We start from the raw sequence: 26375 nt of genomic DNA, 5'->3' as shown, positions 1-26375 counted from the left end.
GGACGTCACCGGTCGTCCAGCGCCGCTCCGCTCCGATCGACGAGACCCCAGGCCGCCGCGGCGGCGACGAGGAAGCAGGCCGCGAACACGACGAACAGCAGGGGCGCGCCGCCGGCCCCGAGGAGGACGGGAACGGCGAGGGGCGCCACGATGGAGGCGATGCGGCCCACCCCGGCGGCCCAGCCGGCCCCCGTGCCGCGCAGCGAGGTCGGGTAGATCTCCGGCGTCACCGCGTACAGCGCACCCCACGCACCGAGGGTGAAGAACGACAGGGCCATGCCTGCGCCGATGATCATCGGCACCGTCGTGGCGGTGCCGAAGACGACGGCCGAGGCGGTCGCCCCCAGCAGGAAGACCGAGAGCGTGACCCGGCGGCCCCACACTTCGATGAGCCAGGCGGCCACGGCATAGCCCGGGAGTTGCGCGAGCGTGATGATGAGGGTGAAGCCGAACGAGCGGACGAGGTCGAATCCCGCGTCGACGAGGATGCTCGGGATCCAGATGAACGCCCCGTAGTAGGCGAAGTTGACGGCAAGCCACACCAGCCAGAGGCAGGCGGTCCGCATCCGGAACTCGACGCTCCAGAGCGCAGCGAGCCGGGCACGCGCCGTCATCGCGATCGCCCGCGACGCCGGCTCCTTCCGGATCTGCGGGGTGTGCTCGACACCGGCATCGGCCTCGAACGCGGCGACGATGCGGTCGGCTTCCGCGATTCGTCCGCGGGACGCCAGCCAGCGCGGCGACTCGGGCAGACCCCACCGCACGACGAGGGCGTAGACCGCGGGGATCGCGCCGAGCGCGAAGGCCCACCGCCAGCCTGCCTCAGAGGCGGGGATGACGAAGAACCCGATGACGGCAGACGCCGTCCAGCCCACAGCCCAGAAGGCTTCGAGGATGACGATCAGCCGTCCCCGGATGCGCGCGGGCGCGAACTCGCTCACGTAGGTCGAGGCGACCGGCAGCTCCGCTCCCAGGCCGAGGCCGACGAAGAACCGCAGCACGAGCAGCGCCGCCACTGATCCGACCAGCGCACTCGCTCCGGTGGCCACGCCGTAGATGAGCAGCGTGAGGGCGAACACCTGCCGGCGGCCGAAGCGGTCAGCGAGAAGACCGCCGAGGGTTGCGCCGACCGCCATGCCGACGAAGCCGAGCGAGGCGATCCAGCCGGCCTCCCCCTTCGTGAGATCCCACTGCTGTGAGAGCGCCGCGATGATGAAGGAGATGAGTCCGACGTCCATCGCGTCGAGCGCCCAGCCGACGCCGGAGCCCGTGAGCAGGCGCAGGTGCCGGCGGGTGAACGGGAGGACGTCGAGGCGCTCGGCGAGCGAGGTGCGGCTCGGCAGGGCGGTATCGGCCATGATTCTCATCGTAGGGCCGCCCGTCCCGCCGAGCCGCGAGATGACGCCCGCTCAGTCGCGGTCGGCGAGGAGCTTCCGCACCCGAGGGATCACCTCGGTGCCGTACAGCTCGATGCTGCGCATCATCGACTCGTGCGACAGGGTGCCGGTCGCGTACTTGAGGTCGAAGCGGCCGAGCCCGAGGGTCGTGATCGTGTCGGCGATCTTCGCCGCGACGCGCTCCGGCGAACCGGCATAGAGCGAGCCCTCCGGACCGATGTCGTTCTGAAAGCGCGCGCGGCTGTAAGGCGGCCAGCCTCGCTCGCGACCGATGGTGTTGTTCATCGCCTCGAAGCCCGGGTAGGCCTCGTCCCACGCCTCCGCGTCGGTGGGCGCGATGTGACCGGGTGAGTGCACGGCCACCGGGTGGGCGGTCGTCCCGAAGGAGGCGACCGAGCGGTGGTAGAGGTCGACGAACGGCTTGAACCGCCCGGCCGGGCCGCCGATGATCGCCAGCATCAGGCCGAGACCGTGACGCGCGACACGCACGACGGACTCCGGGCTGCCACCCACGCCGACCCACGTGCGCAGGCCCTTCTCGGTCTTCGGGAAGACGTCCGCGTTGTCGAGAGACGGCCGCAGCGAGCCGGACCACGTGACGGGCTCTTCCTTGAGGAGCTCGACGAACAGCTCGAGCTTCTCCTCGAAGAGCCGGTCGTAGTCGCGCAGGTCGTAGCCGAACAGCGGGAAGGACTCGATGAACGAACCGCGCCCGAGGACGACCTCCGCCCGGCCGCCGGACAGGGCGTCGAGGGTCGAGAAGCGTTCGAACACACGCACCGGGTCGTCCGAGGACAGCACGGTCACGGCAGTGCCCAGCCGGATGCGCTCAGTGCGCGCCGCGATCGCCGCGAGCACCATCTCCGGGGACGAGACCGCGAACTCGCGCCGGTGGTGCTCCCCCACCCCGAAGAAGTCGACGCCGACGGTGTCGGCCAGCTCCGCCTGCGCGACGACGTTCCGGATGGTCTGCGCGCCGCTGAGCAGCTCGCCGTCCTGATCCCGGGTGATGTCGCCGAACGTGTCCAGCCCGAATTCGATGCCCATGTCACACCTTCCTATTCAGGTGAATGGAACACGCGGACTCGGGCCGGCATTCCCGTCACCGAGGGAGCAGCGCGCTGCGCAGCGTGTCGAGTCCGACGCCGCCGAGATCGAGGGCGCGCTTGTGGAAGCCCTTGAAGCTGAACGCGTCGCCCTCCGCCTGCTGCACGGCGTCGCGGACCTGCTCCCAGATGCGTTGACCGACCTTGTACGACGGAGCCTGACCCGGCCAGCCGAGGTACCGGTTGACCTCGAACTGCACGAACTGGTCCGACATGTTCACGTTGCGGCGGAGGAAGTCGAGCGCGTACTCGGCATCCCAGACGCCCTCGCCCTCGAGTCGGGGCTTGCCGAGGTGCACGCCGATGTCGAGGACCACGCGCGCCGCCCGCATCCGCTGCCCATCCAGCATGCCGAGGCGATCCGCCGGGTCATCGAGGTAACCGAGCTGCTCCATCAGCCGCTCCGCGTACAGCGCCCAGCCCTCCGCGTGCCCCGACGTGCCGGCGAGCAGCCGCCGCCAGGAGTTCAGCTCGGCGCGGTTGTAGACGGCCTGGGCGATCTGCAGGTGATGCCCCGGCACACCCTCGTGGTACACGGTGGTGAGCTCGCGCCACGTGTCGAACTCGGTGACGCCCTCGGGGACCGACCACCACATGCGACCGGGGCGCGAGAAGTCGTCGGTGGGACCGGTGTAGTAGATCCCGCCCTCCTGCGTCGGCGCGATCATGCACTCCAGCGTGCGGATCGCCTCCGGGATGTCGAAGTGCGAGGCACCCAGCTCGGCGACCGCTCGATCGCTGGTCTCCTGCATCCACCGCTGGAGCGCCTCGGTACCGACGAGCTTACGGGCGGAGTCCGACTCCAGATGCGCGACGGCCTCCTCGACGGAGGCTCCGGGAAGGATCTCGTTCGCGATCGCCGTCTGCTCGGCCACCATGCGGGCGAGCTCTTCCCGGCCCCACTCGTAGGTCTCGTCGAGGTCGATGGTCGCGCCGAGGAAACGCCGGGAGTTGAGGGCGTAGAGCTCGCGCCCCACGGCGTCCGTCTCACCGGCTTCGGGGGCCAGCTCCTCGGCCAGGAAGCGCCGCAGCTCGCCGTAGGCGACCCGGGCAGCCGCGGAGTTGTCCGCCAGCGTGCGGGCGAGCGAGGCGGGAAGCTGACCCTCCTCGGGATCGGCGTGCGCGACGAACGCCGCGAAGAAGCCGTCGTCGGCGATGTAGCGGTCGATCTGCGTCGCGACCTCCGCGACCTGGCGGCGGGCGGGAGTGACCCCCTCGGCGATGCCCAGACGGAGCGTCTCGATGTACCCGCGCAGCGCCGCCGGCACGGCGGAGAGTCGGGTGGAGACGACCTCCCAGTCCTCGACCGTCGCGGTGGGCATCAGGTCGAAGGCGGAGCGGACGTCCTGCGCGGCGGATGCGATGACGTTCAGATCACGCAGGTGCCACTTCGCGTCGTGCAACTCGAGGTCGAGGCGCAGCTCGGCGCTGAGATCGGTCTTGGTGACCTCGTCGATCGCGTCGACCGGCTCCAGCGCGGCCAGCTTGTCCAGTGTGGCCCGCGTCGCCGCGGCGATCTCCTCGTGACCTTCCGGACTCAGGTCGCCGAATCGGTCGTTGACCTCGGAGCGGCCGATGTACGTGCCGAGAGTCGGCGCCAGCACGGCGATCGTGTCGACCCATTCATCGGCGACCCTGTCGATGGCGGAGGGAGTGCGGGGTGCAGAAGTCATGCCTTCCAGCCTAATCCCCGCCCCCCTCCGGCCACCGGGATCAGTGCGCGGCTTCGTTCCAGTCCCGACCGCGGCCGACCTGCACGTCGAGCGGCACGGAGAGCTGCGCGGCGTCACCCATCCGCGTGCGGACGATCTGCTCCACCGCGTCCCACTCCCCCGCAGCGACCTCGACGACGAGTTCATCGTGGATCTGCAGCAGCACCCGCGACTCCAGCTTCGCGGCGTGGAGGTCGTCGTGGATGTGGAACAGCGCGATCTTCATGATGTCGGCCGCGCTGCCCTGGATCGGGGCGTTGAGCGCGGCCCGCTCGGCGTTCTCGCGCAGCACGCGGTTGGGGCTCGCGAGATCGGGGAACGGCCGCCGACGTCCGAAGATCGTCTCGGTGTAGCCGACCTCCTTGGCCTTCATCACCGAGGCGCGCAGGTAGTCGCGGACCGCACCGAACCGTGCGAAGTACTCCACCATGAGCTGCTTGGCCTCCGACTGCTCGATGCGCAGCTGCTTGGACAGCCCGAACGCGGAGAGCCCGTAGACGAGGCCGTACGACATCGCCTTCACCTTGGTGCGCATCGCCGGCGTGACCTCGGACGGATCGACGCCGAACACGCGGGCGCCGACGAAACGGTGCAGGTCTTCGCCGCTGTTGAAGGCCTCGATCAACCCCTCATCACCCGAGAGGTGCGCCATGATCCGCATCTCGATCTGCGAGTAGTCGGCGGTGAGCAGGGTCTCGTACGCCTCGCCGACCTCGAAGGCGCTGCGGATGCGCCGCGACTCCTCGGTGCGGACCGGGATGTTCTGGAGATTCGGGTCGGTGCTGGACAGGCGCCCGGTCTGACTGCCGGTCTGCACATAGGTCGTGTGCACCCGATTGTCCTCGCGGATCGCGGTGTCGAGGGACTCGATGATCTGCCGCAGCTTCGTCGCCTCGCGGTGCTGCAGCAGCAGGCTGAGGAACGGGTGCGGGTGCGACTCCTGGAGGTCGGCGAGCACGGCCGCATCGGTCGAGTACCCGGTCTTCGTCTTGCGCGTCTTCGGAAGCTGCAGGTCTTCGAACAGCACCTCCTGGAGCTGCTTCGGCGACCCGAGGTTGAACTCGCGGCCGACGACCGAGAACGCCTCCTGGGCCAGCGCATCCGCCCGTGTCGCGAGCTCGGCCGAGAACGTCGACAGAACCTCGTGCGAGACGGCGACGCCGGCGAGCTCCATGTCGGCGAGGGTGCGGAGCGTCGGCAGCTCGATGTCGCGGAGCACGGCGTCGACCGGCTCGGGCAGATCGTTTCGCAGGGCCTCGGCTACGCGGAGGATGAACCACGCCTCCTGCGACGGGGTGGCACCCTCGGTCTCCGGCACGAGCTGCGACGGATCGGCCTCGGGGAGCTTCTCCCCCAGGTAGCGCTGGACGAGGTCGGACAGCGTCTTGTCCGGGAAGCTCGGACGCAGCAGCCAGCCGGCGAGGCTCGTGTCGTAGGCGAGCCCGCCGAGACGGATCCCGTGACGGAGCAGCGCCTTCACCTGCGGCTTGGCGTCGTGCAACACCTTCGGCGCGTCGGACTCCAGCCACGTGCGCAGCGCCGCGGCCGCCTCCTCCGACCAGTCGAGCTCGCGCAGCTCGCTCCCGGTGGCGACGCCGACGCGCACGGGTGCGCCGGACTGCACCACGACCCGGAGAGCGATATCTCCGCTCTGAGCCGCGGCCCAGGTGGCCAGATCGGAGGCGGACACCTGTGCCGGCGCCGGCATCTCGACGACGGAGGCCGGGTCGTCGGCCACCTCGCCCGCACCGACGGCCTCGAAGACCCGCGGCAGCAGCGTGCGGAACTCGAGTCGGGCGAAGATGTCGCGGACGGCCTCGGCATCGATCGGGGCGACCGCGAGATCGGCCGGTGCCACCGGCAGCTCCACGTCGGTCAGCAGGCGGTTGAGCTTGCGGTTGCGGCGGACGTCGTCGATGTGATCGCGGAGGTTGCCGCCGACCACGCCCTTGATCTCGCCGGCACGCTCGAGCAGCTCGTCGAGGGAGCCGAACTGCGTGAGCCACTTGACGGCCGTCTTCTCCCCCACCTTCGGCACACCGGGGAGGTTGTCGCTGGTCTCACCGACGAGGGCGGCGATGTCGGGGTACTGCTCGGGACGGACGCCGTAGCGCTCCTGCACCGTCGTCGGGTCGTAGCGCTTGAGCTGCGAGACACCCTGCACAGACGGATACAGCAGCGTGACGTCGTCGGTGACGAGCTGGATGGTGTCGCGGTCTCCGGAGACCACGAGCACGTCGTAGCCCTGGGCGGCGCCCTGCGTGGAGAGGGTGGCGAGGATGTCGTCGGCCTCGATGCCCTCCTGCGTCAGCACCGGGATCGACATCGCGGCGAGGCAGTCCTGCAGCAGCGGGATCTGGCCCTTGAACTCCTGCGGCGTCTCGGATCGGGTGGCCTTGTACTCCGGGTACTCGTCGGTGCGGAACGAGTGGCGGGAGGTGTCGAACGCGATCGCGAGGTGGGTGGGCTGCTCGGCCTTGATGAGGTTGACCAGCATGGACAGGAACCCGTAGATGGCGTTCGTGTGCTGGTTGTCCTTGGTGGTGAAGTTGTCCACCGGGAGGGCGAAGAAGGCCCGGTAGGCGAGCGAGTGGCCGTCGACGACCATGAGGGTAGGCTTTGCGGAGTCCGTCACCCTGTCAGCCTAACGAGGAGCACGGACACCCGCAGAGGAGGATGCATGAGCGAGGTCGCCACCAGCGAAGGACTCGAGTGGGCGGCCGCCCGCGGCATGGGAGCCCTGGCCGAGAAGATGGGCATGGAGTTCGTCGAGTTCGGCGTCGACCGGTGCGTGGCGACGATGCCGGTGGAGGGCAACACCCAGCCCGTCGGCCTCATGCACGGCGGCGCCTACGTGGTCCTCGGCGAATCGCTCGGCTCGATGGCGGCCAATCTGCACGCGGGAGCGGGCCGCCTGGCGGTCGGGGTCGACATCAACGCCACGCACACCCGGTCGGCCACCTCGGGCGTCGTCACCGGGGTCTGCACGCCCGTGCACCTGGGCCGGAGCATCACGGTGCACGAGATCGTCGTGACCGACGATCAGGGCCGGCGCTGCTCCACGATCCGCATCACCAACATGATCAAGGACGCTCCCGCCGGGCGCTGAGCGGCTCCTCCAGCAGCAGCTGGAACAGGATGTGGTCCTGCCACTCCCCCGCGATCCGCAGGTACTTCGGGGCGATGCCGATGCGCTCGAAGCCGTTGGCGGCGAGCACCCGCTGGGAGGCCACGTTGTGCAGCAGCGTCGAGGCCTGGAGCCGGTGCAGCCGCAGCTCGTCCCGCGCGTGCTCCGCGATGAGGGCCACCGCGCGACCTGCGAGGCCGCGGCGCAGCCGGGTGGAATCGATCCAGTAGCCGAGATCAGCGCTCCAGAACGCGCCGCGCACGATGGTGTTCAGGTTCATCCGGCCGCGGATCTCGCCGTCGTCCGAGAGGATCACGAACCGGGAGCTCCGGCCGAGAGCAGCCTCGGCGACGCACTGCTGGGCGTTCTGCTCCTGCCACTCCTCGGTGAAGAACGCCTCGGAGCGCACCGGCTCCCAGGGGGCGAGATGCTCCCTGTTCGCCCGGTACGCACGCGCGAGTGCGGCTCCGTCCCCGGCACGGACCGGCCGCAGAACGTGCTCTGCGTCCAGCCGGAGCACCGGAGTGCCTTACTTCTTGGGAGCGAGCTGCTCGATGATCGCCTTGGCGACGTCCTGCATCGTCAGCCGGCGATCCATCGACGCCTTCTGGATCCAGCGGAACGCCTCGGGCTCGCTCAGGCCCATCTTCTCGTTGAGGAGTCCCTTGGCCCGGTCGACGAGCTTGCGGGTCTCGAAGCGCTCGACCATGTCGGCGACCTCGGCCTCGAGGGTGATGATCTGCTCGTGGCGGGCCAGAGCGATCTCGATCGCGGGAAGGAGGTCGTTCGGCGTGAAGGGCTTCACGACGTAGGCCAGGGCTCCGGCCTCGCTCGCCCGCTCCACGAGCTCCTTCTGGCTGAACGCGGTCAGCAGCACGACGGGGGCGATGTTGCCCTTGTGCAGCTTCTCGGCCGCGCTGATGCCGTCGAGCTGGGGCATCTTCACGTCCATGATGACGAGGTCGGGACGCAGCTCGGTGGCGAGGGCCACCGCCGTCTCGCCGTCGCCGGCCTCGCCGACGACATCGAAGCCGTTGTCGCGGAGGATCTCGACGATGTCGAGACGGATCAGCGATTCGTCTTCGGCGACGACGACGCGTCGGGGTGCGGATGCCGTGGGCTGCTCAGCCTGTTCTTGCTCGGTCACCCGTCCATCCTAACGGAGAGGTCCACACCACCGGCTGAAGACAGCGGGCACGCGAGGAAGCGTCCGTCGTCTGCGCTACAGTCGAAGTCGCGAGACACGGGCCGGCGTGGCGGAATGGCAGACGCGGAGCACTCAAAATGCTTTGTCCGAGAGGGCGTGTGGGTTCGAGTCCCACCGCCGGCACCAGCATCGCGGACCGCTCGTGGCCCCCAGCATGCGATCGAGGTCGGCTAGTGTTTCGACCTAGGTCGGGAGACGTCGGTTAAGCGCGACTGGCGTGCTTCCATCTTCTCTTTTCGCCAGGCACCTAGTCCTGCTGATGAGGAGAGACGCTCGATCGTAGGCTCCAAAGTCCGGAAATCCGCCAGCGTCACGTGGGTCACTGTGTGGAAAACATGCTTGACATCCCGCTTCGTCCCTCTCGCGTGTGTCTTATTCGTCTGCGCGTACTCACGCATCTCGATTGCGAGACGCCTCCCATGAAGAGCCAAGCGGACTGTGTGACCCTGCTCGACTTCGGCGGCGGGGCGCCACACATCGGCATCGACCTCCTGCCATCCGTACGCAGACACCATCCCTCTCACGGCCTCAACGAGAACTTCCCGTTCGTCCGCCGCTGAAGTCGGAGCGGTGGTTGCGGCCATGTGAATCAGCTCGGGAAGCGAGGCGCTTGCAAGGTCGCGCGACAAGACGGCTGTCAGGAATGCAGCGGGACCATGCTCATCCTCGGAGTCGTCGAAGTAGCGCTCAAGCTCCCCTGCGGTATCCAACGCGCCCATGCTCACAGCGCGTTGCACACGGCGATAATCATCGGGCCACCCGAACTGGAGGCCGAGGATTATTAGGAGCAACGCGCGACTTGCAGCTGACTTCTGTCTGCTAAGGATCCGATCGAGAACCAGATACGAGTTGACCAGGCGCTTGGCCTGACGGGGATTGCCTCGTAGTGCACGACGGACTACCTCCAACAACACTGACTGAAACCGCTCGTCTTGAAGGCTTACCAGTGTCTGGAAGTTGGGAAGAAGGTCGCGGAGAACATGCGCCGAACTGGTGTTGAGGGGCGGGACGCGAAACGGGATCTGCACCATCTTTTCGATGAACTCGTGCCCGGAAACGTGGGGGTACTCGGCAGTGATCGCTTGCACGAGCACGTCGTAGTCGAGGGCAACTACGAAAACAAAACCGCTGAGATCCATGACGTTGTTGATCGTCTCAAGCACGGCGACGAGATTCGTCGGAGAGCAACGATCAAGATCGTCGATAAGGATCACTAGTCGTTCGCCAGAGATGTCGTCGGCGGCGCGGCGCATTTCGCGGATTGCATCGACGAAGTTTGGCGGCGCCTTCTCGGCGTCCAGCGCGCGCATCGCCTTCTCACCGTCGATCTCCAATGTGGCTCCGGTAGGGCCACCGAAAGTCAGCGAGCTGGCGGACACCATGGCCTGGGCCACATCCAACAACTTGCTCCCGAAATGCCGTAGCTTCGCGTTCTGCTCGATCGCCCTCGCAATCAAGGTCAACAACGAGGCAACGAGCTCTCCCCCTGGTTGATACCTCCACGCGTCAAACTCGATCACGACGCTCTTGCCGTTCGCCCGCAGCCCCGAGGCAAGTGCACCTAAAAGTGAAGACTTGCCCGATCCCCAGGGGCCATACAAACCGAGGGTGTACTGCGCGGGCTTTCCACCCTCGACAGCATCGACAAGCGCCGCCGCATAAGACTCGAACCCGAGCTTTGGTTGCGTAGTCGGTAAGTCACCCACCACAGCCAGACGATCGCCCATCGCCACCTCGCTTCCCTTCGTCGCAGGACGGCAAGCGCGGCCCTGTTCTGAATGTACCAAGCGGGCAGCCGTGCGGAAGCAGGGCTGCCCACTTAATCACGGAGAGACTGTGGAACCCGGCTGGGCAGCCGAACGCTCGGCACCAGCATCGCGGACCGCTCGCCCCGTCACTCGGCGAGGGCGGCGAGTTCGGCCATCACGCGGGGGTGGGCGAGGATCCGGAAGTGCCCTCCCGTCTCCAGCACCACGTTCTTGGCCCCGGCGAGCTCGCTCCCCTCGGGGATATGCGGATCGAACGCGGCGTAGATCGAGACGATGCGGGCGTTGACGTCGAGCTCCCGCCCCAGGGCGACGATAGAGGGGTCGTCCGGCGAGAACGCGCGCAGCACCCGACCGGGCAGCAACCGCGCATATCGTGAGCCCCCGAAGGGCGTCGCGATGGCGAGCATCCCGCGGATCCGTCCGCCCTCGGGGCCGGTCATCACCAGCTTCCCGGCGAGACCGCCCTTGCTGTGGGCGACGAGGAAGACGCCGGAGAGGTCGTGCGCTCGCAGGTAGTCGGCCACCTGGTCGGCCTCATCCTGCACCGGGAACTGGTTGCGGCGCAGCGCGTCCACGACGTGCACCGGATGGCCCCGCTCGTGCAGCGCGACGATGAGCGGCTCCAGGAAGCGCCAGGTCTCGTAGACGCCGGCGAGGACGACGATCGGGGCGCGGTCTCCGGTGGCGAAGTCGTCCGCCTGGTCGCGGCCGAAGAACGAGCGGACCTGCCAGAACCCGGCGTACGCGTAGTCCGCAGCCCACCAGCCCAGCATCCTCAGGACGTCGATGGGGCCCTCCCCCGCCGGCTGGCTGCGGCCGGCACCGCCGTCGGCCATGCTCCCGTCGTGTGGGCCAGGATCGCGGAAGCCACCGCCCGGGGCGCGGACTGCTGCGCGACATGGTGGTGACCGGGGATCTCCACCAGTCGCGAGACGGCCGCCGCGTCGCGCAGGCGCCGGCACCACGCGCGTCCTGCGATGGGATCCTCACTCCCCCGCACGACAAGCACCGGCATGGAGAGCGCGGCGATCTTCTCCTCCAGGGGATACGCGAGCATGTGCCGGACCTGACGGAGATACCACCGCACGCCGCAGCGCAGGTAGTCGGTGAAGACGACGGTATTGATCGCGGGGGTCTCGCCGAACGTGTCGATGGCCAGCGCGCGCGCCTGTGCACCGAGCGTCCGGTGGGCGTCGTCCGCGACGGGGCCGATCGTGACGACCGTGCGGACGTACTCGGGATGCCGGAGCGCCGTCTCCACGGCCCACTGCACGCCCATCGAGTGTCCGACGAGCACGACGCGGTCGTCGTCGAGGCTCGCCACCACCTGGGCGAGACCCGCGGCCATCTGCGGGATGGAGACGTCGAACCGCGGTTTGGGCAGGCCGCCGAAGCCCGGAAGGTCGACGGAGACCACCCGGGTCGTGTCGGCGAGCACGGCGTGCAGCCGCGACAGATACCGGTGCGACATCCCGATCCCGTGCACGAGGACCACGGTCGGGGCCGTGCTGCCGGCCGGCCGCGGACTCTCCAGGATGCGGAACGTCAGCCCGGAGGTGACGAGGAGGCGACGGAGGACCATGGCAGCACGCTAGCCGAGGCGGCGGTCACGGCCGAGAGGCTTGACGCCCCGGCCCGGAGATGACAGAGAGGGGCGAGGCCGAAGCCCCGCCCCTCTCGGAACGTCTGCGTCAGACGCCTGCCTTGTAGATCGGTGCCGCGCCACGGAGCGCGTCGCCGACCTTGTGCACGCGCAGGTCGTTCGTGGAACCGATGATCCCGGGAGGGGAACCGGAGATGACGACGACCTTGTCCCCCTCGACGGCGAGGCCGTTCTCGAGGAGGTACTCGTCCACCTGGTGGTACATGAGGTCGGTGTGCTGCACCATGTCGACGAGCGTGGAGCGCAGGCCCCAGGTCAGCGCCATACGACGACGGATGCCGGGCTCCGGCGTGAAGGCCAGCATGGGGATGCGGGAGCGCAGGCGGGACAGGCGGCGCGCCGAGTCGCCCGACTGCGTGAAGACGCAGAGGAACTTGGCGTCCACGAACTCCGCGACCTCGAGGGCGGCGAGGGTGATGGCACCGCCCTGCGTGCGGGGCTTCGTGGTGAGCGGCAGGATGCGCTCCAGACCGTGCTCCTCCGTCGACTCGATGATCCGGGCCATCGTCTCGACGACGACGACCGGGTAGTCGCCCACGCTGGTCTCGCCGGAGAGCATGACCGCGTCGGCACCGTCGAGGACGGCGTTGGCGACATCGGAGGTCTCGGCACGGGTCGGCACCGGGCTGTTGATCATCGACTCGAGCATCTGCGTCGCCACGATCACGGGCTTCGCGTTGCGACGGGCCAGCTCGACGGCGCGCTTCTGCACGATCGGGACGGCCTCGAGGGGCAGCTCCACGCCGAGGTCGCCGCGGGCGACCATGATGCCGTCGAACGCGTCGACGATCTCCTCGAGCGCATCCACGGCCTGCGGCTTCTCGATTTTGGCGATCACGGGGACGCGGACGCCCTCCTCGGCCATGATCTCGTGCACGCGGGTCACGTCGGAGGCGTTGCGGACGAACGAGAGCGCGATGAGGTCGGCACCCGTCCGGAGGCCCCAGCGGAGGTCGTCCTCGTCCTTCTCGCTCAGCGCGGGGACGTTCACGGCGACACCGGGCAGGTTGATGCCCTTGTTGTTCGAGACGGCGCCCGCGACGACGACGCGCGTGGTGACGGTGACGCCGTCGGTCTCGACGACCTCGACCCGGACCTTGCCGTCGTCGATCAACAGGAAGTCGCCGGGCTTGACGTCCTGGGGAAGGCCCTTGAACGTCGTGCCGCAGATCTCCTTGTTGCCGATGATGTCCTCGGTGGTGATCTTGAAGATGTCGCCCTTGGCGAGCTCGTACGGTCCGTCCTCGAAGCGGCCCAGACGGATCTTCGGGCCCTGGAGGTCGACGAGGATGGCGACGGCGCGACCGGAGTCCTCCGCCGCGCGACGCACGTTCGCGTAGTTGTTCTCGTGCACGGAGTAGTCACCGTGGCTGAGGTTCAGTCGGGCGACGTCCACACCCGCATCGATCAGTGCGCGCACCGTCTCATACGTGGAAGTGGCGGGGCCCAGGGTGGCGACGATTTTCGCGCGTCTCAACATGTCTCCAGGGTAGAAGTGGGGGATTACGTACAGGCGACACTGCCGGCCTCAGCCTACGCGGGCTGGAGGCCGATCGCGACATCGCTGGGGCGCACCGGCTCCGGCAGCACGGTGGTGCCCATGAGGAAGCGGTCGACGTTCGCCGCCGCCGCTCGGCCCTCCGCGATCGCCCAGACGATGAGCGACTGACCGCGACCCGCGTCACCCGCCACGAACACACCGGGGATCGACGACTCGTAGCTCGCGGCACGACGGAAGGCGCCGCGCTCGGTGACCTCCGGCCGGGTGTCCTCGGTGTAGCCGTCCTGCTCCGGCCCGGTGAAGCCCATCGCGATGAGCACCAGGTCCGCGGGGATCTCGCGCTCCGTGCCGCTCTTGGGCACGCGGCGGCCGTCGATGTACTCGGTCTCGGCCACGCGCAGCGCGCGGACCTCGCCGACGTCGTTCGACAGGAACTCCACGGTCGACGCGAGGAACATCCGCTCCCCACCCTCCTCGTGAGCCGAGGCCACCTCGAAGATCGTCGGCATCATCGGCCAGGGCTGGTGATCCGGCCGCGTCTCGCTCGGCTGCTTGCCGATGGCGAGGTTGGTCACGCTCAGGGCGCCCTGGCGGTGCGCGGTGCCGATGCAGTCGGCCCCGGTGTCGCCGCCGCCGATGACGATGACGTGCTTGCCCTCGGCGGTGATCTGGCCGGGGACGGAGTCGCCGGCCACCGCGTGGTTCGACTCGACGAGGTACTCCATCGCGAAGTGCACACCGTCGAGGTCGCGACCGGGGATCGGCAGGTCGCGCGGGACGGTGGCGCCGGTGGCGATCACGACCGCGTCGTACCGGGCGCGCAGGTCGGCCCACGAGATGTCCTTGCCGATCTCGACGCCGGCGCGGAAGCGCGTGCCCTCCTCCTGCATCTGGCGGAGGCGGGCCTCGAGCTGGCTCTTCTCCATCTTGAAGTCCGGGATGCCGTACCGCAGCAGGCCGCCGATGCGGTCGTCGCGCTCGAAGACGGCGACGGTGTGACCCGCCCGGGTCAGCTGCTGGGCGGCCGCGAGACCGGCGGGACCCGAGCCCACGACGGCCACGGTCTTGCCCGTCAGGCGCTCCGGCGGCTCCGGCTCGACCCAGCCCTTGGCGAAGGCCTCGTCGATGATGGAGACCTCGATCTGCTTGATCGTCACGGCCGGCTGGTTGATGCCGAGGACGCACGAGCTCTCGCACGGGGCCGGGCACAGGCGTCCGGTGAACTCCGGGAAGTTGTTCGTCGCGTGCAGACGCTCGATCGCCGCACGCCCCTCCCCGCGCCAGGTGAGGTCGTTCCATTCCGGGATGAGGTTGCCCAGCGGGCAGCCGGAGTGGCAGAACGGCACGCCGCAGTCCATGCACCGGCCGGCCTGGCGACGGAGCACGGCTTTGTCGCCGGGCTCGTACACCTCTTTCCAGTCCATGATGCGCACGGGCACCGGACGGCGAGCGGGAAGTTCCCGCTCGGTCACCTTCAGAAAGCCTTTGGGGTCAGCCACCGGTCACCTCCAGGATGCGGTTCCAGACGATGTCGCCGTCGGGGTCGATCCCCTCGGCCAGTGCCTCCTCGCGCATGCTGCGCACGGCGGCGTAGTCCCGCGGGAGCACCTTCACGAACTCCGCCGCGCTCGCGTCGAAGTCCTCCAGCAGAGCGGCGGCACGCGGAGACGCCGTGCGCTCCACGTGCTCCACGAGCAGGCCGCGGAGCACTTCGAGGTCGGCGCGGTCCAGCGGCTCGAGCCGGAGCTCGCCGCTGCCGAGCGACTGCGCGTTGACCTTGCCGGTGTCCAGGGCGTGCACGTAGGCCACTCCCCCGGACATCCCGGCGCCGAAGTTCCGGCCGGTCGACCCGAGGATGACCGCGAGGCCACCGGTCATGTACTCGAGAGCGTGGTCGCCGACGCCCTCGACCACAGCGGTCGCGCCGGAGTTGCGGACGAGGAAGCGCTCGCCCACCACGCCCGAGATGAACATGGTCCCCGATGTGGCGCCGTAGCCGATCACGTTGCCCGCGATGACGTTCTCGTGCGGGGCGATCGCGGAGCCGCGCGGCGGCCGGATCGTGATGTCCCCACCGGAGAGGCCCTTGCCCACGTAATCGTTCGCGTCGCCCTCCAGCCGGAGGATGATCCCCGGCGGCAGGAACGCGCCGAGCGACTGCCCCGCGGTGCCGGTGAGGGTGACGTCGATCGTCTCCTTCGGCAGGCCGGTGGCGCCGTGACGCGAGGTCACCTGATGCCCGAGCATCGTGCCGACCGCGCGCTCCGTGTTGGCGATCGGAAGCTCCACCACGACGGGGTCGCCGTTCAGCAGCGCCGCCTTCGCGATGTCGATGAGCTGCACGTCGAAGTGCTTGTCGAGCTCGTGGTCCTGGGCGCGCCCGCTGCGACGCGGTTCGCCGGCCGGGAACGCCGGGCCCTCCAGCACGGGGCTGAGGTCGAGCCCTTCGGCCTTCCAGTGCGCGATCGCCGCGTTGGTCTCCAGCAGCTCGGTGCGGCCCACGATCTCGTCGATCGAGCGGTAGCCGAGCTCCGCGAGCAGCTCGCGCACCTCCTCGGCGATGAACTCCATGAAGTTGACGACGAACTCGGGCTTGCCCGTGAAGCGGTCGCGCAGGACGGGGTTCTGCGTCGCGACGCCCACCGGGCAGGTGTCGAGGTGGCAGACGCGCATCATGATGCAGCCGCTGACGACGAGGGGCGCAGTGGCGAAGCCGAACTCCTCGGCACCGAGCAGGGCGCCGATGATGACATCTCGACCGGTCTTGAGCTGACCGTCGACCTGCACGACCACGCGGTCGCGCATGCCGTTGAGCATGAGCGTCTGCTGCGTCTCGGCGAGGCCGAGCTCCCACGGTGTTCCGGCGTGCTTCAGCGAGTTCAGCGGGCTCGCGCCCGTGCCGCCGTCGTGACCCGACACGAGGATGACGTCGCTGAGCGCCTTGGCGACACCGGCCGAGACCGCGCCGATGCCGGACTGGCTGACGAGCTTCGTGTGGATGCGCGCCTCGGGGTTCGCCCGCTTCAGGTCGAAGATGAGCTGCTTGAGGTCTTCGATCGAGTAGATGTCGTGATGCGGAGGCGGCGAGATGAGCCCGACGCCCGCCGTGGCGTGTCGGGTGCGCGCGACCCACGGGTACACCTTGGTCGGCGGGAGCTGACCGCCCTCACCGGGCTTGGCGCCCTGGGCGAGCTTGATCTGGATGTCGTCGGCCTCGGTGAGGTAGAGGCTCGTGACACCGAACCGACCGGATGCCACCTGCTTGATGGCGCTGCGCCGTTCGGGATCGACGAGCCGGTCAGGGTCCTCCCCGCCCTCGCCCGTGTTCGACTTGCCGCCGATGCGGTTCATCGCGACGGCGAGGGTCTCGTGCGCCTCCTTGGAGATGGAGCCGTAGCTCATCGCGCCGGTGGAGAAGCGCTTGACGATGGCGGAGACGGGCTCGACCTCGTCCAGCGGCACGGGCTTGCGCGTCCCGGTCCGCAGCGAGAAGAGGCCGCGCAGGGTCTTCAGCTCGGCCGCCTGGTCGTCGACGAGCTTGGTGTACTCGCGGAAGATGTCGTAGCGGCGGGTCCGCGTGGAGTGCTGCAGCTTGAACACCGTCTCCGGGTTGAAGAGGTGTGGAGAGCCGTCGCGACGCCACTGGTACTCGCCTCCGGTCCACAGTCGCTCGTGGGCGCGGGCCGCGGCGTCCTCCGGGTAGGCGTAGTCGTGGCGGGCCTGGTTCTCGGCGAAGATCTCCTCGATCCCGATACCGCCCAGCTTCGACTCGGTGCGCGTGAAGTAGGCGTCGATGAACTCCGGGCTGAGGCCCACGGCCTCGAACACCTGCGCGCCCGCGTAGGACGATACAGTGGAGATGCCCATCTTCGACATGATCTTCAGCACGCCCTTGCCGAGCGCGTAGATGAGGTTCTTGACCGCCTTCTCCGGGGAGATGCCCGTGATGTAGCCGGTGCGCACGAGGTGCTCGACCGTCTCCATGGCGAGGTACGGGTTGATCGCGGAGGCACCGTAGCCGATGAGGGTCGCGACGTGGTGCACCTCGCGCACATCGCCGGCCTCGACGATCAGACCGACCTTCATCCGGTTCTCGCGCCGGATGAGGTGGTGATGGATCGCCGACACCATGAGCAGCGAGGGGATCGGGACGAGGTCCTTGTTCGAGTCCCGGTCGGACAGGATGATGAACTCCGCGCCGTCCTCGATGGCCTGATCCACCTCGGCGCACATCTCGGTGAGACGCTCCGCGAGGGTGTGGGGTCCGGCGTCGAAGTGGTAGAGGCCGCGGATGGTGGCACTCGAGCGCCCGGGCAGGGCCTTGTCGATGTGACGGATCTTCGCGAGCTCGTCGTTGTCGATGACCGGGAAGTCGAGCGACACCGTGCGGGTGTGCTCGGGCCCCCAGGTCAGGAGGTTGACCTCGGGACCGAGGCCGAGCTTGAGGCTCGTGACGACCTCTTCGCGGATCGAGTCCAGCGGCGGGTTGGTCACCTGCGCGAACTGCTGCGTGAAGTAGTCGAAGAGCAAGCGCGGGCGCTTGCTGAGGACGGCGATCGGCGTGTCCGACCCCATGGCACCCAGCGGCTCGACCCCCGTCTGGCCCATCGGGGTGAGGAGGATGCGGACCTCCTCCTCCGTGTATCCGAAGGTGCGCTGCCGGCGCGTGATGGAGGCCGGCGGGTGCACGATGTGCTCGCGTTCCGGAAGGTCGGCCAGACGGACGGAACCCGCGTCGAGCCACTCCTGCCAGGGGTGCATCGTCGCGAGGTCGTGCTTGATCTCCTCGTCTTCGACGATCCGACGCTGGGCGGTGTCGACGAGGAACATCTTGCCGGGCTGGAGCCGGCCGCGGCGCTTGATGCGCTCCGGCTCGAAGTGCAGGACGCCGGTCTCGGAGCCGATGACCACGAGGCCGTCGGTGGTCTCCGTCCAGCGGCCGGGGCGCAGGCCGTTGCGGTCCAGCGTCGCGCCGACCAGGGTGCCGTCGGTGAAGATGAGGGCGGCCGGGCCGTCCCACGGCTCCATCTGGTTGGAGTGGTACTCGTAGAACGCGCGCAGCTCCGGCGAGATGTCGGCCTGCTTCTCGTAGGCCTCCGGCACCATCATCATGATCGCGTGCGGAAGGCTGCGGCCGGTGAGGGTCAGCAGCTCCAGCACCTCGTCGAACGACGCCGAGTCGCTGGCGCCGTCGGTGCAGATAGGCAGCAGGGGCGAGATGTCGCCGAGGAGCTCGGACTCGAGCTGCGACTGGCGGGCGCGCATCCAGTTGCGGTTGCCGCCGACCGTGTTGATCTCGCCGTTGTGGGCGAGCATCCGCAGCGGCTGCGCGAGCGGCCAGGACGGGAAGGTGTTGGTGGAATACCGTGAGTGCACGACGGCGAGCTCGGAGGCGAAGCGCTCGTCCTGCAGATCCGGGTAGAACGGCTCGAGCTGCAGCGTGGTGACCATGCCCTTGTAGCCGAGCGTGCGGCTGGACAGGGAGACGAAGTAGGCGCCGAGCTCGTGGCCCGCGCGCTTGCGCAGGCGATAGGCGACGCGGTCGAGCGCGATGCCGGTCAGCGGCGCATCGGCCAGGGTGGCGCCGCCGGCGCTCACGAAGAGCTGCTCGAAGGCGGGGCGGGCCTCGTCGGCGAGCTTGCCGAGGTTCTCGTTGGCGGTGGGGACCTCGCGCCAGCCGAGGACGCGGAGGCCCTCCGCGCGGGCGATCTTCTCGATCCCGGCCTTCTGCTGGCGGCGCTCGCTCGAATCGCGAGGCAGGAAGGCCAGCCCGGCCGCGTACTCCCCCACGGGCGGCAGCTCGAAGCCGGTGACCGCGCGGAGGAAGTCGTCCGGCATCTGGGTGAGGATGCCGGCTCCGTCCCCGGTGCCCGCGTCGGACCCGATGGCCCCGCGGTGCTCCAGGTTGCGCAGGGCCTCGAGGGCCAGCGCGATGATGTCGTGCCCGGCTTCGCCGCGCAGCGTTGCGACCATGGCCAGGCCGCAGGCGTCCTTCTCGAACGCCGGGTTGTACATGCCCTGCTTCGGGGGGTATGCGCCGGAGGCGCCGTAAGGGGGCTGGAAGTACACCAGTTACCGTCCTCAGATCTTCAGTGAAACCGGGGGACGTCGTCGGCCCGCTCGTTCAGTGCAATGGTTCTCCCGCCGCGAGTCGGCGTTATCGGGAGCCGTCCCCGCTCGAGGGAGCAGCGCTTGTGGCAGTGGCTCCGGCGGCGACTTCTTCGGCCGGAGGCTCGCTCACGTCCACGAAATCAGAGGGATTGTCCTGCGATTCTACATCAGCGTCCACGTCCTTCCGTCCGCGGCCCGGCTGGTACGGCGAGGGCTCGAGACCGGGGTGACGGCGGGTCTGCACGACCAGGATGACGAGTCCGACGACGACGCCGATGATGGCGGCCCAGACGTTGCTGCGCAGGCCGAGGATGATCTCGCTCGGGTCGATCCGGATCGACTCCCACAGGATGCGTCCGGCGCTGTACCAGATCAGGTAGATCGCGAAGAGGCGACCCCACTGGAAGAACAGCTTGCGACCGAGCCACAGGAGCACGAGGACGCCGAGCCCGTTCCAGATGACCTCGTAGAGGAACGTCGGGTGGAACAGGGTGCCCTCGGGAAGCCCGGGAGGGAAGGCCGAGTTCGTCGACTCGATCTCCAGGCCCCACGGCAGCGAGGTGGGCAGGCCGAAGAGCTCGTGGTTGAACCAGTTGCCGAACCGGCCCATCGCCTGGGCGAGCAGCAGGCCGGGAGCCAGCGCGTCCGCGAACGTCCAGAAGCGGATGCCGGTCCACCGGCAGCCGAGGTACGCCCCGACGGCGCCGCCGATGAGCGCACCGAAGATGGCGATGCCGCCCTCCCAGATCGCCCAGACGGAACCGGGCTCGAAGGGGTTCCAGGTGTTCTTGCCTTCGCCGAAGTAGAAATTCGGGTGGGTGAGCACGTGGAAGATGCGCGCGCCGATGATCGCGAGCGGCACCGCCAGGATCGCGATGTCGATGACCACCCACGGCTCCGCCCCGCGCTTGGTGAGGCGGTGGTTCGTCATCAGCACGGCGACGATGATGCCGGCGATGATGCAGAGCGCGTAGAAGTGGATCCGGAGCGGGCCGAGATCGAAGTACGACACGGGCGGGCTCGGGATGCTGGCGAGCACGCCGGCGGCGGTGCTGTGGAGCGCGGAGGACATGAGTGCGATCCTACTTCTCTGAGACGAAGCGCGCCGACGCGGTGCCGGCGGCCAGGGTTCGGGTGACTTCGGCGAGGGCGGGGACACCGCCGTCGCGGAGGGCGCGGACGAGGGCGGTGCCGACGATGGCGCCGTCGGCGTACTCGGAGACGCCGGCGATCTGCTCCGGGGTCGAGATGCCGATGCCCACGCAGGCGCGGCGGGCGCCGTGGTCGCGCAGTCGCGACACGAGGGTACGGGCTGCGCGGTCGAGCTCGGCCCGCTCCCCCGTGATGCCCATGGTGGAGACCGTGTAGACGAAGCCCGTCGAGGACCGCACGACGAGATCGAGCCGCTCGTCCGACGAGGTCGGAGCCGCGAGGAAGACCCGGTCGAGACCGAGGCGCTCGCTGGCCGCGATCCACTCGCCGGCCGCTTCCGGGGTGATGTCCGGCGTGATGAGGCCGGCGCCGCCCGCGGCGAGCAGGTCCTCGGCATAGCGGTCCACCCCGTACTGCAGCACCGGGTTCCAGTAGGTCATCACGAGGACCGGGACGTCGGTCGCGGCGGTGATCGCGCGGATGGCGGTGAAGAGGTCCTTCATCCGGAAGCCCGCGGCGAGGGCCTTGGTCGTCGCCTCCTGGATGATCGCGCCGTCCATGACGGGATCGCTGTAGGGAGGCCCGAGCTCGATGATGTCCACACCGTTCTCGGCGAGGGCGATCGCCGCCTGGATGCTCGTCTCCAGGTCGGGGAAACCGACGGGCAGGTAGCCGACGAAGGCGCTGCGGCCGGCGTCGTGCGCGCGCTGGATGGCCTGTTCGACGCGGCTCACAGCTGCGGCTCTCCCTTCGAGGCCGCGTCCTCGGCGGCGCTCTCCTCGGACACGTCGTGCGCGAGGGCTTCCTCGTCGTAGAGCTCGAAGTACCGGGCAGCGGTGTCCATGTCCTTGTCGCCACGGCCCGAGAGGCAGATCGCGATCAGGCCGTCGGGGCCGAGCTCGCGGCCGATCCGCAGCGCACCGGCGAGGGCATGAGCCGACTCGATCGCGGGGATGATCCCCTCGGTCCGGCTCAGCAGCCGCAGAGCCTGCATCGCCTCGTCGTCCGTCGCCGGGATGTACTCGGCCCGACCGATGTCGGCGAGCCAGGAGTGCTCTGGACCCACGCCCGGGTAGTCGAGACCGGCGGAGATGGAGTGCGATTCGACGGTCTGGCCGTCCTCGTCCTGCAGCACGTACGTCTTCGCGCCGTGCAGCACGCCGGGGCGGCCGCGCTCGATCGACGCCGCGTGCTTGTCGGTGTCGACACCGTCGCCGGCAGCCTCCACGCCGTACAGCCGCACGCCCTCGTCGTCCAGGAACGCGTCGAACATGCCGATCGCGTTGGACCCGCCGCCGACGCAGGCGACGACGGCATCAGGGAGCCGGCCGACCTCGTCGAGGATCTGGGCACGGGCCTCTTCGCCGATGATCTTCTGGAAGTCGCGCACCATCGCCGGGAACGGGTGCGGTCCCGCGGCCGTCCCGAAGATGTAGTTGGTCGTCTCGACCGAGGCGACCCAGTCGCGGTAGGCGTCGTTGATCGCGTCCTTCAACGTGCGCGACCCCGAGGTCACCGCGACGACCTCGGCGCCCAGCAGGCGCATCCGGGCGACGTTGAGCGCCTGACGCTCGGTGTCGACCTCGCCCATGTAGATGGTGCAGTCGAGCCCGAACAGGGCGGCGGCCGTCGCCGTCGCGACGCCGTGCTGCCCGGCCCCGGTCTCGGCGATGACCCGTGTCTTGCCGAGGCGCTTGGTGAGCAGGGCCTGGCCCAGCACGTTGTTGATCTTGTGCGAACCCGTGTGGTTGAGGTCCTCGCGCTTGAGGAAGACCCGCGCGCCGCCCGCGTGCTCGGCGAACCGCGGCGCCTCGGTGAGCGCGGAGGGGCGCCCGGCGTAGGAGGACAGCAGATGGGCCAGCTCGGCTCGGAACTCCGGGTCGGCGATGGCCTCCTCGTAGGCGACCGTCAGCTCGTCGATCGCGGCGACCAGGGATTCCGGCATGTACCGCCCGCCGAAATCGCCGAAGAACGGACCGTGCTGGTCGCGCAGACTCACTTCGCCTCCAGGAAGCTCTCGAGAGTGGCCACCGGGTCTCCGGTCACCAGGGCCTCGCCGATCAGCACGACGTCTGCGCCGGCCGAACGGTAGTGCGCGACGTCGGCGGGCGTGAGCACCGCAGACTCCGCGATCTTGATCGCCGAATCCGGGATGCGGTCCACGAGCCGACCGAACAGATCGCGATCGAGTTCGAGGGTCTTCAGGTTGCGGGCGTTCACGCCGATCAGGTCGGCGCCGAGGTCGATCGCGGCCTCCAGCTCCTCCGCCGAGTGGGTCTCGACGAGCGGAGTCATGCCGAGCTCGAGGATGAACCCGTACAGGTCGCGCAGGATGTCCGGCTCCAGGCCGGCGACGATGAGCAGGACGAGGTCGGCGCCGGCGGCGCGGGCCTCCAGCACCTGGTAACGGGTGGCGATGAAGTCCTTGCGCAGCACGGGCAGCGAGACCCGGGCGGTGACCGCCTCCAGATCGGCGAGGCTGCCTCCGAAACGACGTTCCTCGGTGAGGACGCTGATCGCGGAGGCACCGCCGGTCTCGTAGAGCGCGGCCTGGTGCGCGGGATCCGGGATCTCGGCGAGGGGGCCGCGGGACGGGCTCGCCCGCTTCACCTCGGCGATGATCTTCACCCGATCGGCGGGAGCGAGGAACGACAGTGCGTCCTTCGCCGCGGGGCGCGAAAGAGCGTCACGCTCGACGACCGCGAGCGGGCGGGACTCAGAACGACGCTCGGCGTCTGCGACAGCGCCGGCCGTCAGGTCGGCGAGGACCACTAGTGCGCCTTCGGAGCGTACTTGGGACCCTTCACGCCGTAGCCCGCCTTCGCGAGCACCCAGCCGACGATCGCCCCGATCGGGATCAGCGCGGCGGAGATCCACACCAGGGTCGGCTGCTCGAAGCAGAACGCGACGGTCGCGGCGGCGAAGCCGACGAGCATGATCACGACGGCGGTCCAGGCCGCAGGCGAGTGTCCGTGGCCGGGGTCAGCGATCGGGTTGGTCATGTTCTCCTCCGGGGACGACGTGGGGATCTGGGTTCAGTCTATCGGGGTCAGCGCGTCGGGTCGGACCCCCGGGACAGCTCGTCCCAGGAATCGACCGCGTCGACGGGGCCGTCGTGCGGCGCATCGGTCGGCGCGTCGGTGCGGTAGCGACGGCCGCCGACCTTCCAGCGCCGCCAGGTGGTCAGCACGAGGACGGCGGCGGCGAGCAGGATCACCCAGCCGCCGAGGGCGAGGTACGGCCAGACGGACGGGATGATGCTCGCCGCGACCTCGTGGACCGCTCCGCTTCCGGCGAGTCCCGTCGTCTCGGTGACGGTCGCGGCCACCGCGCCGTACGCGTCGCCGAGGAGGACCTGCAGCGTGGACCAGCCCAGGAACACGGCGGCCGCGGCGGCCAGCACCCCGAAGACGAGACGCACGGCCCGGCCGGCGATCGCGAGAGCCGCACCCAGCGCGAGCACGGCGAGGCTCAGCGGCGCGAGCAGCACGAGAGCGGAGGCGCCGGGGACGAGGATGTCCTCCCCCGCGTCCGCCCGCTGCACGGTGAACCAGGTCTGCGTGGAGGAGATGATCCCGATGGCGCCGGCCAGCAGGAAGCCCGTCACGGAGAGGGAGCGGCCGCGCTGCGCGATGCTCACGAGGCCGCCGCCCCGTCGACGGCGTCCAGGTCGGTGGTGTCGAAGCACGTCCGCGTTCCGGTGTGGCACGCGGGGCCGGTCTGGTCGACGAGGAGCAGGAGCGCGTCACCGTCGCAGTCGAGGCGGGCCTCCCGCACGACCTGGATATGCCCGGAGGTGTCACCCTTGCGCCAGTACTCCTGGCGGGAGCGGGACCAGTAGGTCGCGCGGCCCGAGGTGAGCGTGCGGCGCAGGGCCTCGGCGTCCACCCAGGCGAGCATGAGCACCTCGAGCGAATCCCACTGCTGCACGATGATCGGGGCGAGCCCGTCCGCGTTGAACGCGACCTGGGCGATGCGGTCGTCGATGGAGACCTCGTCCTGCTTCGGCGTGTCGGTCATCGGACGAGCACTCCTTCCGCGCGCAGCGCATCCTTCACGTCACCGACGGTCAGGGCTCCGGTGTGGAACACGCTGGCCGCGAGCACCGCGTCCGCCCCCGCCTTGATGGCCGGCGCGAAGTCGGTCGCCCGCCCCGCACCGCCGGAGGCGATCACCGGGATCGGCGCCACCTCGCGCATGAGGCGGACGAGCTCGAGATCGAAGCCGTCGCGGGTCCCGTCTGCGTCGATCGAGTTCACGAGCAGCTCCCCCGCGCCGCGCTCGGACGCCTCGCGCGCCCAGTCGAGCGCATCCAGCGTGGTCTGCGTACGGCCGCCGTGCGTGGTGACGACGAAGCCGGATCGCGTCGTGTCGGCGCGCTTGACGTCGAGCGAGAGCACGAGCACCTGGGCGCCGAAGCGATCCGCGATCTCGCCGATGAGCTCGGGACGGGCGATCGCCGCGGAGTTCACGCCGACCTTGTCCGCACCGACCGAGAGGAGCCGCGCGACGTCGTCGACGCTGCGCACGCCGCCGCCCACCGTCAGCGGAACGAAGACCTGCTCTGCGGTGCGCTGCACGACGTCGTAGGTCGTCGCCCGCGCATCCACCGTCGCGGTGACGTCGAGGAACGTGATCTCGTCGGCGCCCTGGGCCGCGTAGTGACGGGCGAGCTCCACCGGATCACCCATGTCGCGGAGGTTCTCGAAGTTGACGCCCTTGACGACGCGGCCGTCGGCGACGTCCAGGCACGGGATGACGCGACTCGCGAGGGTCATCAGAGCCTCGCCGCGTGGATCGCCGTGACGAGGATGGCCCGGGCACCGAGGGCGTAGAGATCGTCCATCACCTGATTGACGCGGCGCCGCGGGATCATCACGCGGACGGCCACCCAGGACGGGTCGCGGAGCGGCGAGATGGTCGCGGACTCCCGACCGGGTGCGATGGCCACGGCCTGATCGACCAGCTCGGTGGGGAGGTCGTAGTCGAGGAGCACGTAACGGCGCGCGACCATAACGCCGCGGAGCCGGCGTAGCAGCGTGTCCACGCCGTCGGACTCGCCGGGACGGCTGATCAGCACGGCCTCGGACTCCAGGATCACGGGGCCGAAGATCTCCAGCCCCGCCTGCCGCAGGGTGGTGCCGGTGGACACGACGTCGGCGACCGCATCGGCGACGCCGAGGCGCACCGCGGACTCGACCGCGCCGTCGAGCTGCACGAGCTCGGCGTTCACACCCTGGTCGCGGAGGAAGGAGCCCACCAGACCCGGGTAGGCGGAGGCGACGCGGACGCCGTCGAGGTCCTGGACCGAGGTGAAGCGTCCGGGAGGACCGGCGAAGCGGAACGTGGACGCCCCGAATCCGAGCTGCTCGATCTCGCGCGCCGGCTGCTGCACATCCAGGAGGAGGTCGCGACCGGTGATGCCGACATCGAGGGCACCGGAGGCCACGTACGTGGCGATGTCACGGGGGCGGAGGAAGAAGAACTCGACGTCATTCTCGGCGTCGATGACATGCAGGGTCTTGGGGTCGCGGCGGCCGGCGTAGCCCGCCTCCGCGAGCATCTCGGCGGCGGTCTCGGAGAGCGAGCCCTTGTTGGGAACGGCGATGCGCAGCATGAACGGCTTTCAG

The 26375-nt window shown here is 69.3% G+C and carries 22 protein-coding genes and 1 tRNA gene; 2 read left to right on the top strand and 21 right to left on the bottom strand.

Annotated elements, in window-relative coordinates:
- Positions 1-5: 5 nt before the first annotated feature.
- Genes ACIGJI_RS01325 through polA form a run of 4 tightly spaced genes read right to left on the bottom strand, consistent with a single transcriptional unit; the run spans position 6 to position 6850 of the window.
- The gene (locus ACIGJI_RS01325; protein ID WP_259954863.1) at positions 6-1358 is read right to left on the bottom strand and encodes an MFS transporter; all 1353 of its coding nucleotides are present in this window, start codon (positions 1356-1358) and stop codon (positions 6-8) included.
- A gap of 51 nt (positions 1359-1409) precedes the next feature.
- A complete protein-coding gene (locus tag ACIGJI_RS01320) occupies positions 1410-2444 on the bottom strand; it encodes an LLM class flavin-dependent oxidoreductase (protein WP_187661483.1) in 1035 nt (344 codons plus the stop codon).
- Positions 2445-2499: 55 nt separating this feature from the next.
- Positions 2500-4176 (bottom strand): DUF885 domain-containing protein, encoded by a 1677-nt coding sequence (locus ACIGJI_RS01315; protein WP_363443947.1) that lies wholly within the window; start codon positions 4174-4176, stop codon positions 2500-2502.
- A gap of 40 nt (positions 4177-4216) precedes the next feature.
- Positions 4217-6850, bottom strand: a complete 2634-nt coding sequence (gene polA / locus ACIGJI_RS01310; protein ID WP_363443944.1) for a DNA polymerase I — start codon at positions 6848-6850, stop codon at positions 4217-4219.
- A 45-nt stretch (positions 6851-6895) separates the two neighbouring features.
- Between polA and ACIGJI_RS01305 the strand changes: the two genes are divergently transcribed.
- Complete coding sequence (locus tag ACIGJI_RS01305) at positions 6896-7324, top strand: hotdog fold thioesterase (RefSeq protein WP_060921657.1); 429 nt, start codon at positions 6896-6898, stop codon at positions 7322-7324.
- On the opposite strand, the gene ACIGJI_RS01300 is transcribed toward ACIGJI_RS01305, so the two are convergent.
- Together ACIGJI_RS01300 and ACIGJI_RS01295 are read right to left on the bottom strand one after the other, a co-directional pair.
- Positions 7299-7862, bottom strand: a complete 564-nt coding sequence (locus ACIGJI_RS01300; protein WP_187661486.1) for a GNAT family N-acetyltransferase — start codon at positions 7860-7862, stop codon at positions 7299-7301. The genes ACIGJI_RS01305 and ACIGJI_RS01300 overlap by 26 nt on opposite strands.
- A 9-nt stretch (positions 7863-7871) precedes the next feature.
- The gene (locus ACIGJI_RS01295) at positions 7872-8489 is read right to left on the bottom strand and encodes an ANTAR domain-containing response regulator (RefSeq protein WP_025103469.1); all 618 of its coding nucleotides are present in this window, start codon (positions 8487-8489) and stop codon (positions 7872-7874) included.
- A gap of 100 nt (positions 8490-8589) precedes the next feature.
- Here ACIGJI_RS01295 and ACIGJI_RS01290 point away from each other — a divergent pair.
- Positions 8590-8675: transfer RNA gene (locus ACIGJI_RS01290), tRNA-Leu, on the top strand.
- Positions 8676-8719: 44 nt separating this feature from the next.
- On the opposite strand, the gene ACIGJI_RS01285 is transcribed toward ACIGJI_RS01290, so the two are convergent.
- The 15 genes from ACIGJI_RS01285 to hisG all read right to left on the bottom strand — a co-directional run bounded on the left by ACIGJI_RS01285 (position 8720) and on the right by hisG (position 26362).
- Positions 8720-10276, bottom strand: a complete 1557-nt coding sequence (locus tag ACIGJI_RS01285) for a KAP family NTPase (protein WP_259954851.1) — start codon at positions 10274-10276, stop codon at positions 8720-8722.
- A gap of 167 nt (positions 10277-10443) precedes the next feature.
- The gene (locus ACIGJI_RS01280; protein WP_232089021.1) at positions 10444-11154 is read right to left on the bottom strand and encodes a triacylglycerol lipase; all 711 of its coding nucleotides are present in this window, start codon (positions 11152-11154) and stop codon (positions 10444-10446) included.
- Positions 11094-11900: an alpha/beta hydrolase gene (locus ACIGJI_RS01275; protein ID WP_363443939.1), complete on the bottom strand. Its 807-nt coding sequence runs from the start codon at positions 11898-11900 to the stop codon at positions 11094-11096. Before ACIGJI_RS01275 ends, ACIGJI_RS01280 begins: the two co-directional genes overlap by 61 nt.
- Positions 11901-12009: 109 nt before the next feature.
- Complete coding sequence (gene pyk / locus ACIGJI_RS01270) at positions 12010-13458, bottom strand: pyruvate kinase (RefSeq protein ID WP_136052871.1); 1449 nt, start codon at positions 13456-13458, stop codon at positions 12010-12012.
- Positions 13459-13514: 56 nt separating this feature from the next.
- On the bottom strand, positions 13515-14981 hold the full coding sequence (locus ACIGJI_RS01265; RefSeq protein ID WP_259954848.1) for a glutamate synthase subunit beta: 1467 nt from the start codon (positions 14979-14981) through the stop codon (positions 13515-13517).
- A complete protein-coding gene (gltB, locus tag ACIGJI_RS01260; RefSeq protein ID WP_187664155.1) occupies positions 14974-19497 on the bottom strand; it encodes a glutamate synthase large subunit in 4524 nt (1507 codons plus the stop codon). Before gltB ends, ACIGJI_RS01265 begins: the two co-directional genes overlap by 8 nt.
- A 142-nt stretch (positions 19498-19639) precedes the next feature.
- Complete coding sequence (gene lgt / locus ACIGJI_RS01255) at positions 19640-20665, bottom strand: prolipoprotein diacylglyceryl transferase (RefSeq protein ID WP_363443935.1); 1026 nt, start codon at positions 20663-20665, stop codon at positions 19640-19642.
- Between the two features lie 10 nt (positions 20666-20675).
- A complete protein-coding gene (gene trpA / locus ACIGJI_RS01250; RefSeq protein WP_083370860.1) occupies positions 20676-21479 on the bottom strand; it encodes a tryptophan synthase subunit alpha in 804 nt (267 codons plus the stop codon).
- Positions 21476-22744, bottom strand: a complete 1269-nt coding sequence (gene trpB, locus ACIGJI_RS01245) for a tryptophan synthase subunit beta (protein WP_363443931.1) — start codon at positions 22742-22744, stop codon at positions 21476-21478. The genes trpA and trpB overlap by 4 nt, the downstream gene beginning before the upstream one ends.
- Positions 22741-23517, bottom strand: coding sequence for an indole-3-glycerol phosphate synthase TrpC (trpC, locus tag ACIGJI_RS01240; protein WP_187661490.1), 777 nt, complete (start codon positions 23515-23517; stop codon positions 22741-22743). The genes trpB and trpC overlap by 4 nt, the downstream gene beginning before the upstream one ends.
- Positions 23517-23747 carry an HGxxPAAW family protein gene (locus ACIGJI_RS01235; protein ID WP_071328620.1) on the bottom strand — a complete coding sequence of 77 codons (231 nt, stop codon included), beginning with the start codon at positions 23745-23747 and terminating at the stop codon, positions 23517-23519. The genes trpC and ACIGJI_RS01235 overlap by 1 nt, the downstream gene beginning before the upstream one ends.
- Positions 23748-23794: 47 nt before the next feature.
- Complete coding sequence (locus ACIGJI_RS01230; RefSeq protein ID WP_187661491.1) at positions 23795-24385, bottom strand: Trp biosynthesis-associated membrane protein; 591 nt, start codon at positions 24383-24385, stop codon at positions 23795-23797.
- Positions 24382-24765 (bottom strand): phosphoribosyl-AMP cyclohydrolase, encoded by a 384-nt coding sequence (gene hisI / locus ACIGJI_RS01225; RefSeq protein WP_187661492.1) that lies wholly within the window; start codon positions 24763-24765, stop codon positions 24382-24384. Before hisI ends, ACIGJI_RS01230 begins: the two co-directional genes overlap by 4 nt.
- Positions 24762-25523, bottom strand: coding sequence for an imidazole glycerol phosphate synthase subunit HisF (hisF, locus tag ACIGJI_RS01220; RefSeq protein ID WP_259954835.1), 762 nt, complete (start codon positions 25521-25523; stop codon positions 24762-24764). Before hisF ends, hisI begins: the two co-directional genes overlap by 4 nt.
- Positions 25523-26362 (bottom strand): ATP phosphoribosyltransferase, encoded by an 840-nt coding sequence (gene hisG, locus ACIGJI_RS01215; RefSeq protein ID WP_363443927.1) that lies wholly within the window; start codon positions 26360-26362, stop codon positions 25523-25525. Before hisG ends, hisF begins: the two co-directional genes overlap by 1 nt.
- Positions 26363-26375: the final 13 nt, after the last annotated feature.

Source organism: Microbacterium sp. NPDC064978, from assembly GCF_044543605.1.
GTDB lineage: Bacteria > Actinomycetota > Actinomycetes > Actinomycetales > Microbacteriaceae > Microbacterium > Microbacterium meiriae.
This window is presented reverse-complemented; position numbering and strand designations above follow the sequence as displayed.

Coding starts and splice junctions, on each gene's coding strand:
- ACIGJI_RS01280 (WP_232089021.1), bottom strand. CDS start 11,154: ATGGCCGACGGCGGTGCCGGCCGCAGCCAGCCGGCGGGGGAGGGCCCC.
- gltB (WP_187664155.1), bottom strand. CDS start 19,497: ATGTACAACCCGGCGTTCGAGAAGGACGCCTGCGGCCTGGCCATGGTC.
- lgt (WP_363443935.1), bottom strand. CDS start 20,665: ATGTCCTCCGCGCTCCACAGCACCGCCGCCGGCGTGCTCGCCAGCATC.
- ACIGJI_RS01275 (WP_363443939.1), bottom strand. CDS start 11,900: ATGGTCCTCCGTCGCCTCCTCGTCACCTCCGGGCTGACGTTCCGCATC.
- hisG (WP_363443927.1), bottom strand. CDS start 26,362: ATGCTGCGCATCGCCGTTCCCAACAAGGGCTCGCTCTCCGAGACCGCC.
- ACIGJI_RS01320 (WP_187661483.1), bottom strand. CDS start 2,444: ATGGGCATCGAATTCGGGCTGGACACGTTCGGCGACATCACCCGGGAT.
- ACIGJI_RS01305 (WP_060921657.1), top strand. CDS start 6,896: ATGAGCGAGGTCGCCACCAGCGAAGGACTCGAGTGGGCGGCCGCCCGC.
- ACIGJI_RS01235 (WP_071328620.1), bottom strand. CDS start 23,747: ATGACCAACCCGATCGCTGACCCCGGCCACGGACACTCGCCTGCGGCC.
- ACIGJI_RS01315 (WP_363443947.1), bottom strand. CDS start 4,176: ATGACTTCTGCACCCCGCACTCCCTCCGCCATCGACAGGGTCGCCGAT.
- ACIGJI_RS01325 (WP_259954863.1), bottom strand. CDS start 1,358: ATGGCCGATACCGCCCTGCCGAGCCGCACCTCGCTCGCCGAGCGCCTC.
- ACIGJI_RS01285 (WP_259954851.1), bottom strand. CDS start 10,276: ATGGGCGATCGTCTGGCTGTGGTGGGTGACTTACCGACTACGCAACCA.
- hisF (WP_259954835.1), bottom strand. CDS start 25,523: ATGACCCTCGCGAGTCGCGTCATCCCGTGCCTGGACGTCGCCGACGGC.
- hisI (WP_187661492.1), bottom strand. CDS start 24,765: ATGACCGACACGCCGAAGCAGGACGAGGTCTCCATCGACGACCGCATC.